The organism is Geodermatophilus sp. SYSU D00684 (assembly GCF_054050455.1).
Map to the genome: position 1 here is coordinate 85,018 of NZ_JBJGZI010000021.1, position 16,752 is coordinate 101,769.

15 protein-coding genes and 1 tRNA gene are annotated in these 16,752 nt (G+C 74.9%); 3 read left to right on the forward strand and 13 right to left on the reverse strand.

Annotated elements, in window-relative coordinates; translation table 11 throughout:
* The first annotated feature begins 45 nt into the window (after positions 1-45).
* Positions 46-291 (forward strand): helix-turn-helix domain-containing protein, encoded by a 246-nt coding sequence (locus ACI79L_RS16290; protein WP_456937797.1) that lies wholly within the window; start codon positions 46-48, stop codon positions 289-291.
* 86 nt (positions 292-377) lie between these two features.
* Here ACI79L_RS16290 and ACI79L_RS16295 read toward each other — a convergent pair.
* Positions 378-450, reverse strand: a tRNA-Asn gene (locus ACI79L_RS16295).
* Positions 451-591: 141 nt separating this feature from the next.
* On the opposite strand from ACI79L_RS16295, the gene ACI79L_RS16300 reads away from it, so the two are divergent.
* Positions 592-906 carry a hypothetical protein gene (locus ACI79L_RS16300; RefSeq protein WP_456937798.1) on the forward strand — a complete coding sequence of 105 codons (315 nt, stop codon included), beginning with the start codon at positions 592-594 and terminating at the stop codon, positions 904-906.
* Between the two features lie 20 nt (positions 907-926).
* Here ACI79L_RS16300 and ACI79L_RS16305 read toward each other — a convergent pair whose 3' ends face one another.
* The 12 genes from ACI79L_RS16305 to ACI79L_RS16360 all read right to left on the reverse strand — a co-directional run bounded on the left by ACI79L_RS16305 (position 927) and on the right by ACI79L_RS16360 (position 14,586).
* The gene (locus tag ACI79L_RS16305) at positions 927-1,508 is read right to left on the reverse strand and encodes a hypothetical protein (RefSeq protein WP_456937799.1); all 582 of its coding nucleotides are present in this window, start codon (positions 1,506-1,508) and stop codon (positions 927-929) included.
* Positions 1,505-4,330 (reverse strand): DNA primase, encoded by a 2,826-nt coding sequence (dnaG, locus tag ACI79L_RS16310; protein WP_456937800.1) that lies wholly within the window; start codon positions 4,328-4,330, stop codon positions 1,505-1,507. Before dnaG ends, ACI79L_RS16305 begins: the two co-directional genes overlap by 4 nt.
* A gap of 102 nt (positions 4,331-4,432) precedes the next feature.
* The gene (locus ACI79L_RS16315) at positions 4,433-4,783 is read right to left on the reverse strand and encodes a hypothetical protein (protein ID WP_456937801.1); all 351 of its coding nucleotides are present in this window, start codon (positions 4,781-4,783) and stop codon (positions 4,433-4,435) included.
* A 178-nt stretch (positions 4,784-4,961) separates the two neighbouring features.
* Positions 4,962-5,588, reverse strand: a complete 627-nt coding sequence (locus tag ACI79L_RS16320) for a YdcF family protein (RefSeq protein WP_456937802.1) — start codon at positions 5,586-5,588, stop codon at positions 4,962-4,964.
* Between the two features lie 64 nt (positions 5,589-5,652).
* Positions 5,653-8,364: a pyruvate, phosphate dikinase gene (ppdK, locus tag ACI79L_RS16325; protein ID WP_456937803.1), complete on the reverse strand. Its 2,712-nt coding sequence runs from the start codon at positions 8,362-8,364 to the stop codon at positions 5,653-5,655.
* 266 nt (positions 8,365-8,630) lie between these two features.
* Positions 8,631-9,011 (reverse strand): hypothetical protein, encoded by a 381-nt coding sequence (locus ACI79L_RS16330; RefSeq protein ID WP_456937804.1) that lies wholly within the window; start codon positions 9,009-9,011, stop codon positions 8,631-8,633.
* Between the two features lie 104 nt (positions 9,012-9,115).
* Positions 9,116-9,556, reverse strand: a complete 441-nt coding sequence (locus ACI79L_RS16335; protein WP_456937805.1) for a hypothetical protein — start codon at positions 9,554-9,556, stop codon at positions 9,116-9,118.
* Entirely contained in the window at positions 9,553-10,707 is a 1,155-nt protein-coding gene (dusB, locus tag ACI79L_RS16340) for a tRNA dihydrouridine synthase DusB (RefSeq protein WP_456937806.1), read from the reverse strand. The genes ACI79L_RS16335 and dusB overlap by 4 nt, the downstream gene beginning before the upstream one ends.
* Positions 10,708-10,842: 135 nt before the next feature.
* Positions 10,843-12,246, reverse strand: a complete 1,404-nt coding sequence (locus tag ACI79L_RS16345) for a glycine--tRNA ligase (RefSeq protein ID WP_456937807.1) — start codon at positions 12,244-12,246, stop codon at positions 10,843-10,845.
* A 94-nt stretch (positions 12,247-12,340) separates the two neighbouring features.
* The gene (locus tag ACI79L_RS16350) at positions 12,341-13,294 is read right to left on the reverse strand and encodes a hypothetical protein (RefSeq protein ID WP_456937808.1); all 954 of its coding nucleotides are present in this window, start codon (positions 13,292-13,294) and stop codon (positions 12,341-12,343) included.
* Between the two features lie 39 nt (positions 13,295-13,333).
* Positions 13,334-13,651 (reverse strand): antibiotic biosynthesis monooxygenase family protein, encoded by a 318-nt coding sequence (locus ACI79L_RS16355; protein WP_456937809.1) that lies wholly within the window; start codon positions 13,649-13,651, stop codon positions 13,334-13,336.
* An 83-nt stretch (positions 13,652-13,734) separates the two neighbouring features.
* Positions 13,735-14,586, reverse strand: coding sequence for a hypothetical protein (locus ACI79L_RS16360; protein WP_456937810.1), 852 nt, complete (start codon positions 14,584-14,586; stop codon positions 13,735-13,737).
* A 279-nt stretch (positions 14,587-14,865) separates the two neighbouring features.
* Between ACI79L_RS16360 and ACI79L_RS16365 the strand changes: the two genes are divergently transcribed.
* Positions 14,866-16,695, forward strand: a complete 1,830-nt coding sequence (locus ACI79L_RS16365; protein ID WP_456937811.1) for a serine/threonine-protein kinase — start codon at positions 14,866-14,868, stop codon at positions 16,693-16,695.
* Positions 16,696-16,752: the final 57 nt, after the last annotated feature.

The window sequence follows — 16,752 nt, forward strand, 5'->3', positions numbered from 1 at the left end:
TCCTCGCCTCCGTCCTTCCCCAGCAGGCCACCACGCCGGCCGCTGATGAGCCGCACGCAGGCTGCCGAGTACCTCGGCGTGGGACTCAAGTTCATGACGCGCTACCGGGACCACAAGATCCCGCATCGCCACATCGGCAGGCGCTTGATGTTCCTGCCGGAGGAGCTCGAGGAGTGGGTGGACGTAGGCGAGGACAGCTACGTGGGCCACTCATGCCCGACCTGCGACGCCCGAGGTGCCCACCGGGGCCAGCGCCGGCCTGGACCTGGCGACGAGCCGACGGCGGCCTGAAACCATGGGTGTGGGTTTTGTGTGGGCGTCCCGGCCGGTGACGCTGGCCGGGACGCCCGACCCCACGCCTGAACTGCGGGTTTGTGCTCCCCCGATTGGACTCGAACCAATAACCCTGCGATTAACAGTCGCATGCTCTGCCAATTGAGCTACGGGGGATGGGCGGGTGCGACCCGCGCGCCTCACGAATGTACCTCACGCCCTCCGGCGCCCTGCGCAGGCCCTCCGGATCGCGGACGTCCGCGTCCCGCCGTAGCGTGATCACGAAGCCAGTCCGCCCCTGAGACCTCGGAGGTCCCCGTGGCCAAGTTCTCCTTCCTCCTCGGCTTCGGCGCCGGATACGTGCTCGGCGCCCGGGCCGGCCGCGAGCGCTACGAGCAGATCCGCGGACTGTGGTCCGACGCCAAGGACAACCCGCAGCTGCAGGGCCTGGCCGGGATGGCGCAGGCCCGCGCCGACGACGTCGTCAGCTCGGTGAAGGCCAAGATGGGCCGGGACACCGGCTCCAACGGCGCGGCGCCGCGCAGCACCGGCACGACGACGACGCCGCCGTCGACGACCACCGAGTCGCCGGACCTCACCTCGCTGCCGGTCGACCCGCCGTCGATGGCCTGAGCGGGCCGCCCCGACCGCACTCAGCCCGGCCGCTCCGCGGCCAGCGCCTCCTCGAGCTTGCGGCGGGCCACCTCGCGCGCCCCCGGGTCGCTGCGGTCGGCGTCGTCGTCGAACACGACGGTCCACTCGCGCGCTGCCTGGCCGGGCACCCGGCGCGCCACGAGCACCACGCCGCCGCCGTTCGGCAGCGGCGAGCGGCGGCTGGCGACCACCGTCTGGTCCACCCGGCGGCGCACCACCGCGGGCAGGTCGCCGGCGTCGCTCAGCGCGTGCCGTTGCGCGGGCTCGCGCGCCTGCACGCCGGGCTCCACCTCGGCCAGCGCGCTGACGGTGAAGCTGCCGCCGCCGTCGTTGGTGGCCGCCCAGCGGGCCGAGCCGACCTCGTGCCAGCGCAGCACGCCGACGTCGCCGGCGGTGTCCAGCGGCAGGTCCGCGGGGACGACCCGCAGCCCGCGGCTGGTGGCCACCAGCCAGCCCTGCCCGCGGACCAGCGTGCCCCAGGCCAGCACCCGCTCGTCGGCGTCGGCCGAGGCCTGCACGACCGCGCGCACCGGCTCCGGCGGGCGGGTGAGCCGGCGCCGCAGGGCGGACGCGAGGCTCACGTGAGCCCGCCGATCGCCCGCTGCCGCAGCGAGATGGCCTCCTGCTCCAGCGCCATGAGCTTGGAGAAGGCGCGCATGTACGCGTCGCCCTCCTCGACCGGGTTCATGCGCTGCAGCCTGGCCTTGAGCGCGGTGACCTGCCGGACGATGGCCATCTCCTGCAGCCGGGCCAGCACCGCCGAGACGTAGCCGGCGTCGCCCTCCCCCACCGACCGCAGCGGCTCTACCGCCAGCGCGGTGAGCTGGGCGCGGGCGGTCTCGCGCTCGCAGTGCGCGGCCACCAGGTCCAGCCACTCCGGCCCGGTGACCCGCGCGGCCGCCGCCCCCCCGGCCTGCGCCACGGCCGCGGCGACGGCGGCGTAGTCCGGGTCGGTGTAGGCCTCGGGCGGGACGGCGTCGAAGGAGGGCCCGGCGATCTCGGGCACCTGCAGCGCCGCCTTGACCGCCTCCCGCTCGACCGCCAGGGCGGCGTCGTCCGGGGTGCGCTTGGGCACCCGCGGGCGCGACCGCGAGGACGCCACCTCCCCGCCGGTGATACGGCGCACCCGCTCGAGCACCTCCCCCTCGTCGGTGTCGCCGATCAGCCCGGCCAGCCGGCGGGCGTAGGCGGGGCGCAGCGCGTGGTCCTTGACCTGGGCGATCAGCGGCGCCGTCCGGTCCAGCGCGGCGACCCGCCCCTCGACGGTGTCCAGGTCGTACTCGGCCAGCGTGGTGCGCAGGACGAACTCGATCAGCGGGGTCCGCCGGGCCACGAGGTCCCGGACGGCGGCGTCGCCGTGCGCCTGGCGCAGCTCGCAGGGGTCGCGCCCGTCGGGCTCCACGGCCACGAACGTCTGCGCGACGAAGCGCTGGTCCTCCTTGAACGTCTTGAGCGCGGCGGCCTGGCCCGCGGCGTCGCCGTCGAAGGTGTAGACGACCTCCCCGCGGAACTCGTCCTGGTCCATGAGCAGCCGGCGCAGCACGCCGATGTGCTCGGCGCCGAAGGCGGTGCCGCAGGACGCGACCGCCGTCGTCACCCCGGCCAGGTGGCAGGCCATGACGTCGGTGTAGCCCTCGACGACGACGGCCTGGTGCTTCCTGGCGATGTCCCGCTTCGCGCGCTCGATGCCGTAGAGGACGCTGCTCTTCTTGTACAGCGGTGTCTCGGGGGTGTTGAGGTACTTCGGGCCCGGGTCGTCGTCCATGAGCTTGCGCGCGCCGAAGCCGATGACGTCGCCGGTGATGTCGCGGATCGGCCAGACCAGCCGGCGGTGGAACCGGTCGATGAGGGTGCCGCGCGAGGACTCCTTGGCCAGCCCCGCGGTCACCAGCTCCTGCTGGCTGTAGCCCCTCGCGCGCAGGTGCCGGGTGAGCGCGTCCCACCCGCCGGGCGCGTACCCGCAGCCGAAGTCGACGGCGACCTGCCGGTCGAAGGCGCGGTCGGCGAGGAACTGCCGGGCGGGCGCGGCCTCGGGGGTGCGCAGCTGCGCGGCGTAGAAGGCCGCCGCCTCGGTGTTCGCGGCGACCAGCCGCGCGCGCTGCCCGGCCTGCGCCCGGTCCGGCGCGCCGGTGGGCCGGCCGCCGTCGTCCTCGTACTTCAGGTCGATGTTGGCGCGGGCGGCCAGCCGCTCGACCGCCTCGGTGAAGCTCAGGTGGTCGATCTGCTGGACGAAGCTGATGACGTCGCCACCGGCTCCGCAGCCGAAGCAGTTGCCCGTGAGGATGTTGTCCTCGAGCGTGAACGCGTGGGTGCCGGGCACCTCGGCGCAGTAGACCTCCTCGACCCGGTCGCTCCACTCCACCGACCGGACCACCCAGCGCTTGCGCTCGTACGTCTTGCGGTTGGCGAGGATGCGCTCGCGGTGCTGCTGCAGCAGGAAGAAGGAGTCGGGCAACCCCTTGGTCATGAAGCGGACGTTGTAGACGTCGCTCATCACGCCGTCGATGCCGAGGCGGGTCTGCTTGGCGACGCCGTAGGTCCCGATGCCCAGCCGGGTGCACAGCGTCCGCACGTACTCCAGGTCGTCGACGCGGGCCGAGTTGAGGACGGCGTCCCCGTCGTCGGCCACGCACCCGTCGGCGGCGACGTACCCGGCGAGCCAGCCGAGGAGGTACGCCGCGTCCTCGTCGAGCGCCGGGCGCTCGTCCTTGAAGTAGGCCGGCAGGCCGTGGTACTTGGTGACCCCCTCGCCCTCCCAGCTCCGGCAGCCGTCGAAGTACCGCGAGAGCTGCGCGTCCTTCTCGCCGAAGAGGTTGGCGATCGAGCGGGCGCCCGCTCGCGTCCCGTCGCCGTAGACCAGTCCGCGGGCGATGCCGAACGGGGACGGTCGCGTGGCCGGGTGCATCACCCGGCTCATCGGGAACGACGGGGAGAGCTGGTCGCCCGGCCGCAGGTCCCTGGTCAGCTTCTCCCGGCGGTCCTGCCGCAGCTTCCCCGCCGGGACGAACCAGCGGTGCTCGTCGGTGGCGTGGAGCTCCTTCTCCCGGCCGTTGCGGGACACGACGACGCGCATGAGCCGCTGCACGCCGTACGAGCGGAACGGCGCCTCGACCCAGCCGCCGTCCCCGTTCAGCACCCGCACCGTCCGCCCGGCGAGCTCCGCGATGGGCACGACGCCGTCCTCGGTGAGGACGCCGGTCTCACCCGCCAGGCAGTGGTAGAGGTTCCTCGAGGGCGTGACGTGGAACGACGGCGACTTCTCGTCGTGGAACGGGCACAGGCCCTTGAGGCTGCCGCCCCCGGCGCGCTTGAGCTGCAGGTGCTCGCCGACCACCTCGTCGATCCGGCTGCGCTCGCGCACCAGCGCGATGTCCGCCGCTCGGATGCGTCCCCGGCCGGCCATGGGCCTCCTCCGTCGTGCTGCTGCCGGGACGCCCGTGCGCGTCCCGCACCGATCATCCCCCGTCGCGACGACGGCGAGTGGCGGCCCTCGCCCACTGTGGGCTCAGCTGCTGCCCGCGGCCGCGGCGCCGCCGGCGGCGACGGCGACCGCCGCGCCGTAGGTGCGCCGCTGCAGCACCAGGACCAGCCACAGCAGGAGGACCTGGACGTCCAGCGGCAGGTCGTCGTCCGCGGTCAGCGTGGGCCGGGGTGACCAGCCGCCGGTGGAGCCGCTCCCGGCGACCGCCCGCTCCCCCGCCGTGAACCGGTGGGTGCCCTTCCACCAGGACGCCGGGACGACGTCGACCGCGGTGCCGTCGGCCTCCACCCGCCAGGTGCCCCGCCACGCCGACACCTGCCGCGCGGTGAACCGGGCGGCGTCCGCGGGCTCGGTCGCCCACCGGCCGGCCGGCACCCCGCCCCTCCGCCGTTCGAGCACCCACTCGCGGTCCCCGACGACGGCGACCGACGCCTCCCGCCAGGAGTCGGTGGAGCGCAGCCGGCCGACGACCTCGCCGTCCCGCAGGGCGGGTGGCCCTCCTGCAGGGGCCCGCCGCGAGCGTGCGAGCGGTGGGGGGCAGGAGGGTCCTTCATCAGCCGATGCCCGGCGCACCCGCGACGCTCTCCCCGGTCACGCGGTAGAGCAGGTAGGCGGCGGTCTCCCGGAGGATGTACCGGAACTGGGTGTTGCGGGTCTGGACGGCGGGGCCCTGCCGGGTCGGCGAGCTCTCGGCGCTGATGCCGGCGTCCTCGGCCATCCGCACGGCGCGCATGGCGTGCCAGGGGTCGGTGACCACGACGGCGCTGGTCCACCCGCGCTCGCCGAACGCGGCGCCGACCGCCCGCATGCTCTCCAGCGTGTCCACGCCCTCGGGCACCGCGAGCAGCGACTCCTCGGGGAGGCCCTGGCCGATGAGGTAGTCGCGCCCGGCCTCGGCCTCGGTGAACTGGTCGCCGGCCGCCTTGCCGCCGACGGTCACGACCACCGGGGCGACGCCGTCCTCCCACAGCGACACCGCGTGCTCGAGCCGGGCCTCGAAGATCGACGACGGGACGCCGTTGTACTGCGCCGAGCCCAGCACGACGATCGCGTCGGAGGCCGGCCGGGCGTCCTGCCGCGCGGTCCACCAGATGGCGGCGGCGGTCGAGGCGACCAGCAGCAGGGCGGCGAGCACGACGGCGCCGAACACCCGCGTCACCAGTGCCCCGACCCGCGTCACCGCTCATGGATAACACGGGTCGTGCGCCGGGTGGGGGTGGTGCGACGGGCGTGCCGCGCGGCCGTCAGGACCCGGCGCGCTCCCCGCCGAGCGCCGCCCGGCCGGCCTCCAGGCGGGCCACCGGGACCCGGAACGGCGAGCAGGACACGTAGTCCAGGCCCACCTCGTGGAAGAAGTGCACCGAGTCGGGGTCGCCGCCGTGCTCGCCGCAGACGCCGAGCTTGAGGTCCGGCCGCGCGGCCCGGCCGCCCTGCACGCCGACCTCCACCAGCCGGCCCACGCCCGGGCGGTCCAGCGACTCGAACGGCGAGACGCCGAAGATGCCCTTGTCCAGGTAGGCGTGGAAGAACGCCGCCTCGACGTCGTCGCGGGAGAAGCCCCAGGTCATCTGGGTGAGGTCGTTGGTGCCGAAGGAGAAGAACTCCGCCGACCGGGCGATCTCCTCCGCGGTCAGCGCCGCCCGGGGCACCTCGATCATCGTGCCGATGAGGACGTCGAGCTCGACGCCGCACTCCTCGAACACCGCCGCGAGCACCTGCTCGGACTCCTCGCGGATCGCCTCCAGCTCCTGCACCGCGCCGACCAGCGGGATCATCACCTCCGGCCGCGGGTCGCCGCCGGCCCTCTTGCGCTCGCACGCCGCCTCGGCGATCGCCCGCACCTGCATGGCGAACAGTCCCGGTACGACCAGGCCCAGCCGGACGCCGCGCAGCCCGAGCATCGGGTTCTGCTCGTGCAGCCGGCGGACGGCGGCCAGCAGCCGCAGGTTGGCCTCGTCGGGGTGGCCCTGCGCCTCGGCGACGGCGACGCGCACCGACAGGTCGGTGAGGTCGGGCAGGAACTCGTGCAGCGGCGGGTCGAGCAGCCGCACGGTGACCGGCAGCCCGTCCATCGCCTCGAAGATCTCGACGAAGTCCTGCTTCTGCAGGGGGGCCAGCGCGTCGAGGGCCGCCTGCTTGTCCTCGTCGGTCTCGGCGAGGATCAGCTTCTCCACCAGCTGCCGGCGGTCGCCGAGGAACATGTGCTCGGTCCGGCACAGGCCGATGCCGCGGGCGCCGAAGCGGCGGGCGCGGGCGGAGTCCTCGGGGGTGTCGGCGTTGGTGCGCACGTCCAGCCGCCGCACCTCGTCGGCGTGGGTGAGGATCCGGTGCACGCTGCGCACGAGGTCGTCGGCCTCGGGCGAGTCCGGGCCGATCTCGCCCTCGAAGTACCGGACGACGGCGGAGTCCTCCACCGGCACCTCCCCGAGCCACACCCGGCCGGTGGAGCCGTCGATGGAGACGACGTCACCCTCCTCGACGGTGACGCCGCCGGGCGCGGTGAACCGCCGGTTCGTCGTGTCGACCTGCAGCTCCTCGGCGCCGCACACGCACGTCTTGCCCATCCCGCGGGCGACGACGGCGGCGTGCGAGGTCTTGCCGCCGCGGCTGGTGAGCACGCCCTCGGCGGCGATCATCCCGGCGAGGTCGTCGGGGTTGGTCTCGCGCCGGACCAGGACCACCTTCTCGCCCCGGTCGGCCCACTGGACGGCGGTCTCGGAGGAGAACACCGCCCTCCCGACGGCGGCGCCGGGCGAGGCGTTCATGCCCTGGGTGAGCTGCCGGGCGTCCCCGCCCGAGACGAACCGCGGGAACATCAGCTGGGCGAGCTGGTCGCCGGTGACCCGGCGGACCGCCTCGTCCATGTCGATGAGGCCCTCGTCGACCAGCTGGGTGGCGATGCGGAAGGCCGCGGCCGCCGTCCGCTTGCCCACGCGGGTCTGCAGCATCCACAGCTTGCCGCGCTCGACGGTGAACTCGATGTCGCACAGGTCGCGGTAGTGCGACTCGAGGGTGCTCATGATCCGCAGCAGCTCGTCGTAGGCGCCGCGGTCGATCCGCTCGAGCTCGGTGAGCGGCACGGTGTTCCGGATGCCGGCGACGACGTCCTCGCCCTGCGCGTTCTGCAGGTAGTCGCCGTACACGCCCTGCTCGCCGCTGCCCGGGTCGCGGGTGAACGCGACGCCGGTGCCGGAGTCGGCGCCGAGGTTGCCGAACACCATCGAGCAGACGTTGACCGCCGTCCCCGCGTCGCCGGGGATGCGCTCGCGGCGGCGGTAGAGGATCGCGCGCGGGCTGTTCCACGAGTCGAAGACGGCGTTGATCGCCAGGTCCATCTGCTCGCGCGGGTCCTGCGGGAAGTCCCGGCCGGTGTGCTCGCGGACGATGGCCTTGAACCGGCCGACGACGTCGCGCAGGTGTTCGGCGTCGAGGTCCAGGTCCAGGTCGGTGCCCTGCTCGCGCTTGGCCTCGTCGAGGGCGTGCTCGAACGCCTCGCCGTCGATGTCGAGCACCGTCTTGCCGAACATCTGGATCAGCCGGCGGTAGGAGTCCCAGGCGAAGCGCTCGCTGCCGGACTGCGCGGCCAGTCCCTGCACCGACTCGTCGTTGAGGCCGACGTTGAGGACGGTCTCCATCATCCCGGGCATCGAGGCCGCCGCCCCGGACCGGACCGAGACCAGCAGCGGGTCCGCGGGGTCGCCGAGGGTCTTGCCCATCGCCTTCTCCAGCGCCGTCAGGTGCTCGGTCACCTGGTCGGCGAGGTCGGGCGGGGTGCTGCCGTGCTCGAGGTAGTGGCGGCAGGCGTCGGTGGTGATGGTGAACCCGGGCGGCACGGGCAGCCCGAGGTTGGTCATCTCGGCGAGGTTCGCGCCCTTGCCGCCGAGCAGGTCCTTCTGGTCCTTGCTGCCCTCACTGAAGTCGTAGACCCAGGTGGTCGTGCTCGTGACGCTGCCCACCGTGCACCTCCGCGCTCGTCTCGCCGGCCGCCCGTCCGCTGCCGGTGCGGCGTCGCGGGGTCCCCGTCGGCCGCTCCGGCGAGCGCGGCCCCGGGTCCCCGGTCGGGGGTAGACGTCTCATACGTCCACCCGGAGCCAGGCAGCGATCGTGACCCACCGGACGGGGACACGCCAGCCCGTGTCTCGTCCCGGTACACGGAGGTGAGCGGCCTCACGCAGCGGACGGCCGGCCCGGCTCGGGGCGCGAGCCGGGCCGGGCGGAGGGGTCAGGCGACGAGGGCGAAGCCGAGGACGGCGAACAGCAGCGTCAGCACGACGACGAGGATGCCGACGTACAGGCCGGTGCGGTTGACCGGCGACGGCGGCGGCGGGACGTAGCGGGGGAAGCCGCTGGCCGGCGCGCCGCGCTGCACCTGCGCGGCCTGCTGCGGGGTGGGCGCGAACTGCGGCTGCGGCGGCAGCTGGACCTGCCCGGGGAAGGCCACCTGCGTGGGCGCGGCCGGCGCCGGGACGGAGGCGGGGGCGAGGCCGGCGGGCGCGACCCCGGCGGGCGCGAAGGGCGCAGCGGGCGCGTAGGACCCGGCGTGGGCCCCGGGCGGGGCGTACGGCGCGGCGGGGGCGACGGGCGGGTGGGGCGGCTGCGTCAACGCGGTTCCTCTCGGGCTGGCCCGGTGGACCTCCAGCCGGGCGGCGCACATGGTGACAGCCCAGTGGCGCTCCGAGAAGGGATCCGCTCGCGGCGCCCGCGCGCTCAGCCGGAGGTGCCGCAGACGCGCGGGCCGTCCTCCAGCACCACGGCGAGCGTGGCCTCCGCGCCGTCGTCCCAGCGGACCCGGACCTCCTGGCTGTCCTGGTCCCCGAGCCGGCCCTCCGCGACGCCGACCACCCGGGCGTCGCCGGGGTGCTCGTACCCGTCGAGGACGTCCCCGACGGCGCCGTGGTCGCGCTCGGCCTGGCACAGCAGGTCGCCGGCGGTCTCGGTGTCGCCGGCCCGGAGCGCGGCCAGGAAGACGCCGACCGCCTCCCGGGCCTGCTCGTCCCCCGAGCCCTTCACCAGCGGCAGGGCCACGACCATGGCGACGGCGAGCGCCACCGTGCCGCCGAAGATCCCCAGCAGCAGCCCGTTGCGGCGCCGCGGGGTGCCGGTGTGCAGCGCCTCGGGACCCTCGTCGTACAGGTACGGGCCGCTCATCCGCCGCTCGTCTCCAGCTCCGCGCCGGCCGGCGGGCGCGGGTCGTCGCGGTCGTCGAGCCAGCCCTCGGGCAGCGCCACCGGCCGGGGGCTGCTCGTCCGGCCCCGCGGGCCGCCCAGGACGGCCGTCGGGTAGGGCTGGTCGGGGATGCGGTCGAGCAGGCCGGCCAGCTCGTCCAGCGAGCTGACCATCGCCAGCGCGCGGCGGACGTCGGAGCCCACCGAGAAGCCCTTGAGGTACCAGGCCACGTGCTTGCGGAAGTCGGTGCAGCCGTGCAGCTCGCCCTGCCCCTCCGACAGCAGCTGCGCGTGCCGGACCATGACCGCGGCCACCTCGCGCAGCGTCGGCAGCGCCCGCCGGGACTCCCCGGCGAAGGCGGCGGCGAGGTCCCCGAACAGCCAGGGCCGGCCCAGGCAGCCGCGGCCGATGACGACGCCGGCGCACCCGGTCTCGGCGACCAGGCGCAGCGCGTCGTCGGCCTCCCAGACGTCGCCGTTGCCGAGCACCGGGATGTCGACGGTCTCCACCAGCCGGGCGATCGGTCCCCAGTCGGCGGTGCCGCTGTAGAGCTGGTCGGCGGTGCGCCCGTGCAGGGTGATCGCGGCGGCGCCCTCGTCCTGCGCGATCCGGCCGGCGTCGAGGTAGGTGACGTGGTCGGCGTCGATGCCGATGCGGGTCTTGACCGTCACCGGCACGTCGCGGGCGGCGCGGACGGCGGCCCGCACGATGTCGCGGAACAGCACCCGCCGCCACGGCAGCGCCGACCCGCCGCCCTTGCGGGTCACCTTGGGCACGGGGCAGCCGAAGTTCAGGTCGACGTGCGTCGGGCGGGTGCCGGCGACCTCCTCGTCGACGAGCATCTCCACCGCCCGCCCGACGGTGGCCGGGTCCACGCCGTAGAGCTGCACGGAGAAGCCGGCGGCAGCCTCCTCGGGCGTGGCCCGGATCATCCGCAGCGTCTTCTCGTTGCGCTCCACCAGCGCCCGCGTGGTGATCATCTCGCAGACGTAGAGCCCCGCCCCGAACTCGCGGCACAGCGTGCGGAACGCGGGGTTGGTGATGCCGGCCATCGGCGCGAGCACCACGGCGGGGTCCACGGTGAGCGGCCCCAGCCGCAGCGGGGCGACCGCCGGCGCCAGGGTGCTCGTCACGCCGTCCAGGGTAGGTGGCCGCACCCGGTGGCCGGGGTCACCCGCGGCGAGGCGGCCCCGCACGGACCGGCGCGGCGGGCTCGTGTGCACTGCCGCGGACCTGCCCGGACCAGGGCCGCGTAAGTGCACACGCCGTCAGCAGACGGGGAGCTTGGCCTTGAGGTAGTCCTCCACCCGGTCCAGGCCGATGCGCTCCTGGCTCATCGAGTCGCGCTCCCGCACGGTCACCGCGTCGTCGGTGAGGGTGTCGAAGTCGACGGTGAGGCAGAACGGCGTCCCGACCTCGTCCTGCCGGCGGTAGCGGCGGCCGATGGCGCCGGCGTCGTCGAAGTCGACGTTCCAGTTCCGGCGCAGCGCGGCCGCGAGGTCACGCGCCTTGGGCGAGAGGTCGGCGTTGCGCGACAGCGGCAGGACGGCGGCCTTGACCGGCGCCAGCCGCGGGTCCAGCCGCAGCACCGTGCGGGTGTCGACGCCGCCCTTGGCGTTGGGCGCCTCGTCCTCGGTGTAGGCCTCGATGAGGAAGGCCATCAGCGAGCGGGTCAGCCCGGCCGCCGGCTCGATGACGTACGGCGTCCAGCGGGTGTTGGTCGCCTGGTCGAAGTAGGACAGGTCCACGCCCGAGTGCTCGGTGTGCGTGGACAGGTCGAAGTCGGTGCGGTTGGCGATGCCCTCGAGCTCGCCCCACTCCGAGCCCTGGAAGCCGAAGCGGTACTCGATGTCGACGGTGCGCTTCGAGTAGTGGGAGAGCTTCTCCTTCGGGTGCTCGAAGTGCCGCAGGTTGTCCGGGGAGATGCCCAGGTCGGTGTACCAGCGGGTGCGCTCGTCGATCCAGTACTGGTGCCACTCCTCGTCGCTGCCGGGCTCGACGAAGAACTCCATCTCCATCTGCTCGAACTCGCGGGTGCGGAAGATGAAGTTGCCCGGGGTGATCTCGTTGCGGAAGGACTTGCCGATCTGGCCGATGCCGAACGGCGGCTTCTTCCGCGCCGCGCCCATGACGTTGGCGAAGTTGACGAAGATGCCCTGCGCGGTCTCCGGGCGCAGGTAGTGCAGCCCCGACTCGTCCTCGACCGGGCCGAGGAAGGTCTTGAGCATCATGTTGAAGTCGCGCGGCTCGGTCCACCGGCCGGTCACGCCGCAGTTGGGGCAGGTGATCTCGGACAGGCCGTTCTCCGGGAGCCGGCCCTTCTTGGCCTCGAAGGCCTCCTCGAGGTGGTCGGCCCGGAAGCGCTTGTGGCAGTTCTGGCACTCGGTCAGCGGGTCGGTGAAGACGCCGACGTGACCGGAGGCGACCCAGGTCTGCCGCGGCAGGATCACCGAGGAGTCCAGGCCGACGATGTCGTCGCGGCTCTGGACGACGGTGCGCCACCACTGCCGCTTGATGTTCTCCTTGAGCTCGACGCCCAGCGGCCCGTAGTCCCAGGCGGAGCGGGTGCCGCCGTAGATCTCACCCGACGGGAAGACGAACCCCCGGCGCTTGCAGAGGTTGACCACCTTGTCGAGGCGGGCGGGGTCGTGCGTGGTGTTGCTGGCGCTCACGAGCTCGGTGCTCCATCCGGCTGGCGGTCGGCGGTTGACCTGCCCACGGTAGACGCCCCGCCTGCGCGGCCCCCCGCCGCCGCGGCCACCCTCCCTACGACGAGGTGTAGCCGCAGACGGCCGGGCCGTCCTCGTCCACCACGGTGACGACGAACGTGGCCGGCTGCCCGCTGTCCAGCGTCACCTCGAAGGTGACCTCGTCGACGTCGCCGGCCGCGGCCGCGTCGGTGGCCGAGCCGTCGGTGATCCGCCCGCCGAGGAAGGTGTCGAAGTCGGCGAGCACCGCCTCCCCGTCGGGGAACTGGCCCTGCCCGTCGGCGCACAGGGCGTCGTAGGCCGCGGCCGCGTCGCGCTCGACCACCGACTGCACCCACGAGGTGGCGAACTCCGGACTGCCGGGGACGTTGAGGTCCCCGCCCGCTCCCCCGCCGCCCCCCGTGGGGGTGCCGGCGCCGCCACCGAAGCCGCCCTCCCCGGACGACGACCCGGGCGAGGATGACGAGGGCGAGGACGAGGTGGACCCCGACGTGCTCGCCGACGTCGCCGTCGCGGCCGGGCCGCCGCCGTCGTCGTCCCGGGAGAGCAGGACCGCGGCGAGCACGCCGCCGCCGACCACGAGGACGGCGAGCGTGACGAGCAGGGCGACCAGCGGACCACGGTTCCTGCGCGGCGGCTGCGGCGGGGCGCCGTACCCGGGCGGCCCGTAGCCCGGCGGCCCGTACCCCGGCGCACCGGCGGGCGGCGGCCCGTACGGGGGCTGCCGGCCATAGCCGGGCCGGGGCGGCGGGGCGTAGCCCGGCTGCGCCTGCCCGTAGGAGGGCGGCCCGTACCCGGGCGGGCCGTACTGGGGCTGCTGCGGTCCGGGTTGCTGGGCTCCCGGCTGCTGCCCGGGGGCGCCCATCCGCAGGGTGGGGTCGCGCGGCACGGGGCCACCGGACAGCCGGTCGGTGGGCTCGTCCGGCCGCGCCGGCGGGGGCGGCGGCGGGAGGCGCACCTCGCGGGTGCGGTCGGGGGGCGGCGTCCCGTCGTCCTGCGGCGGCTGGCTCATCGCGCCCCTCCCGGGCCGGTGCGGACTGTCCCGGGCAGGCTACGCACCCGGGGCCCGTGCGGCGGGGCGCTCGCCGGGCTCGTCGACGGGCAGGTAGGCGCCGGGCTCGTCGAAGGCGTGCACCCACACCGGCGCGCCGGCGACCTTGACCTCCGCGGCCGACAGGGCGCGGCGGTAGGCGCCCACGCCGTCCCAGCGGGTGACCAGCGCCCACAGCGTCGGGTCGTCGGCGCAGCGGCCGGCCTCCCCGCCGCGGCAGCCGGGCCGGGCGGTCAGCGCCGCGAGCAGCCCGTCGACGGCGGCGGCCAGGGAGGCCGCCTCGGGCTCGGGCACGCGCAGCCGGGTCACCGCGAACACCGGCCCATCGTGCCGCACGGCCGGCGGCGCAGACGCCGACGGCCGGCCCCCGCGCTGCGGGGACCGGCCGTCGGAGGGGTGCGTCAGCCGAAGTTGCAGACCGTGAGGTCCTGGCCGACCCAGACCTGCACGCTCTGGGTGGTGCCGTCGTCGAGGGTCAGCTCGAAGGTCGCGACGTCGACGGCGTTGGCCGGGTCGTACTCGATGCTGACCAGGCCGCCGTCGGCGATCGTCTGGCCGCCCAGGACCTGGCTGTAGAAGTACAGCGTCAGGTACTCCTCGGGGCCGTACTCGGTGCCGGCCGAGCCCTGCTGGGCCGCGGCCTGCAGCTCGGCGCAGGACAGGCCGTAGGCGGTCGCGAAGTCGAAGTCGTAGACCGCCTGCACCCACGCGAGCGCGAGGTCGGAGGAGCCGGGGATCTGGCCGGCGTCGGCGCCGCCGGTGTCGTTCCCCATGGGGGTGCCGGTGCCGCCGCCCCCGCCGTTGCCCGGGGTGCCGGCGCCCGGCGGCACGCCGACCGGGCCGCCCATGTCCATGCCCATCCCCGAGCCGGTGCCGGACCCGGTGTCGGAGCCGGTGTCCGCGCCCTCGTCGCCGCCGCCCTCGCCACCGTCCTCGTCGCCGTCGTCGGAGGCGTCGGCCGACGTCGAGGACTCCTGGGCCGCCGGGGCCGGGGTGTCGTCGCCGCGGAGGAGGAAGAACAGGAGCACGCCGACGCCGGCCAGCACCACGACCAGCCCGGTGATCACCCAGGGCAGGACGCTCTTCTTCTGCGGCGGCCGGCCGTAGCCGCCCGGACCGAAGCCGGGGCCGCCGCCCGGGCCGAAGCCGGGCGCGCCGTAGCCGCCGGGGGCGCCGTACTGACCGGGCGCGCCGTACTGACCGGGCTGCGCGTACTGACTCGGCGCGCCGTACTGGCCGGGGGGCTGACTCATCTGCTTCTTCCGTTCGTGGGGACGGGCGCTGGGGGCCCGAGAGCGAGAGGAAGATAGGGAGACCCCGCCGTCCCGACCACAGGTTCGCGCGCGGCAGTTCTGCCGCCGGGTCACGGGCCGGTCACGGTCCGCCGCCCGTGTCCACCGCGTCCCGCCGGCCGACGAGCCGCGGCCGAGACGCTGGTCGGGCCCGGGACGCGTCCCTAGACTCCGCCGTCGACCCGCACCCGGCGCCGGCTCCGACGAGCGCCCGGAGCTGCGGCACACGGAGGATCACCGGTGGAGTTGCAACAGTTCGGCCCCTATCGCATCGAGGCACTGCTCGGCCGCGGCGGGATGGGAGAGGTGTACCGCGCGTTCGACACCGAGCACGACCGCACGGTCGCGCTCAAGGTGCTCTCCGAGCACCTGGCCGCGGACCGGGGCTACCGCGAGCGCTTCCGCCGCGAGGCGCACCTGGCCGCGCGACTCAACGAGCCGCACATCGTCCCGATCCACCGCTACGGCGAGATCGAGGGCCGGCTGTTCCTCGACATGCGCCTGGTGCCCGGCCGCGACGTCGCCGCGGTGCTGGCCGAGGAGGGGCCGATGAGCCCCGAGCGGGCGGTCGACGTCGTCAGCCAGACCGCCCGGGCCCTCGACGCCGCGCACGCCGACGGCCTGGTGCACCGCGACGTCAAGCCCTCCAACGTGCTGCTGACCGGCAGCGGCGACGACGAGTTCGTCTACCTCGTCGACTTCGGCATCGCCCGGTCCACGTCGGACGCGCAGGGCCCGGCGCTGACCCAGACCGGCGCCGCGCTCGGCTCCTTCGACTACATGGCGCCCGAGCGGTTCCTCGAGAAGCCGATCGACAAGCGGGTCGACGTCTACGCGCTGGCGTGCGTGCTCTTCGAGTGCCTCACCGGCCGGCGGCCGTTCACCGGCGACGGCCTGGCCACGCTCATGTACGCGCACCTCAACACGACCCCGCAGCCGCCGTCCGCGCTGCGGCCGGGCCTGCCCCGCGGGCTCGACGACGTCGTCCTCAAAGGCCTGGCCAAGGAGCCCGACGAGCGGTACGCGAGCTGCGGCGAGTTCGCCGCGGCCGCGCGGGCGGCGCTGAGCTCGGCCGGCGTGACGGTGCGGCCCGAGGCCGCGCCGCCGACGTCGGTCGCCCCGCTGGTCGCCCACCCGCAGACCGTGGGCTTCTCGAACCCCGGCCCCGCCGGCACCTACGGGGCGCCGTCGCACCCGGGCGCGCCCGCGGCGCTGTACGGCCCGCCGTCCGACCCGGGCCCGCCCACCGGGTACAGGCCGCCGTCGAACCCCGGCCCGCCCACCGGCTACGGGCCGCCGTCGAACCCCGGCCCGCCCACCGGCTTCCCGCCGCCGGCCGGGCCCGGGTTCCCCCCGCCGGCCGGCTCCTCGTCCTCGGGCGGCGGGAAGGGCTCGAGCAAGCTGCCGCTGCTCATCGTGGGGGCCGCGGTGGCGCTGATCGCGGTCGTGGTCGGGGTCATCGCGCTGGCCGGCGGCTTCAGCGGCGGCGACGACGTCCGGGCCGACGACACCGACACCCCGACCCAGAACACCTCCGACGCGAACACGTCGACGGGGAACTCGTCCGACGGGAACACCTCCGGCGGCAGCACCGGCGGCGGGGCCTCCACCGACGCCCGGGACCAGCTGCTGGGGATCATCCCCGGCGACTTCGACCCGGCGACCTGCGAGACCGCGGACCCGGCCGGCGACGGCGACGTCGCCGCGGTCAACTGCGGCGCCGCCGCGACCCAGCCCGGCCCCGAGGCGTCGTCGTTCTACCTCTACGAGGACGCCGCGACCGTCGACGCCGTGTTCCTCGCGGACATGACCCGCGAGGGCGTCAGCGCCTTCACCGGCCAGCCGGACTGCGCCACCGGACAGGGCTACGACGAGTACACGATCGGCGGGGTGGACGCCGGCCGCCTCGGCTGCTTCGTCGACGGCAACAACAACGCGATCCTGTACTGGACGCAGGACGACCTCGCCGCCGAGGGCATCGTGGCCATCCAGAACGGCGGCCAGGCCGGGCTGGGGACCCTGTACGCCTGGTGGACCGACAGCGCGCACAGCGACTTCACGCAGCGCTGAGCGGCCCCGGTCCCGCACGCGACGAGGGCCCCGTCCCCACCGGCCGGTGGGGACGGG

Excerpts from the sequence above, each read along its gene's own strand:
- dnaG (WP_456937800.1), bottom strand. The coding sequence starts at position 4,330 with ATGGCCGGCCGGGGACGCATCCGAGCGGCGGACATCGCGCTGGTGCGC.
- ACI79L_RS16350 (WP_456937808.1), bottom strand. The coding sequence starts at position 13,294 with ATGAGCCAGCCGCCGCAGGACGACGGGACGCCGCCCCCCGACCGCACC.
- ACI79L_RS16290 (WP_456937797.1), top strand. The coding sequence starts at position 46 with ATGAGCCGCACGCAGGCTGCCGAGTACCTCGGCGTGGGACTCAAGTTC.
- ACI79L_RS16335 (WP_456937805.1), bottom strand. The coding sequence starts at position 9,556 with ATGAGCGGCCCGTACCTGTACGACGAGGGTCCCGAGGCGCTGCACACC.
- ACI79L_RS16360 (WP_456937810.1), bottom strand. The coding sequence starts at position 14,586 with ATGAGTCAGCCCCCCGGCCAGTACGGCGCGCCGAGTCAGTACGCGCAG.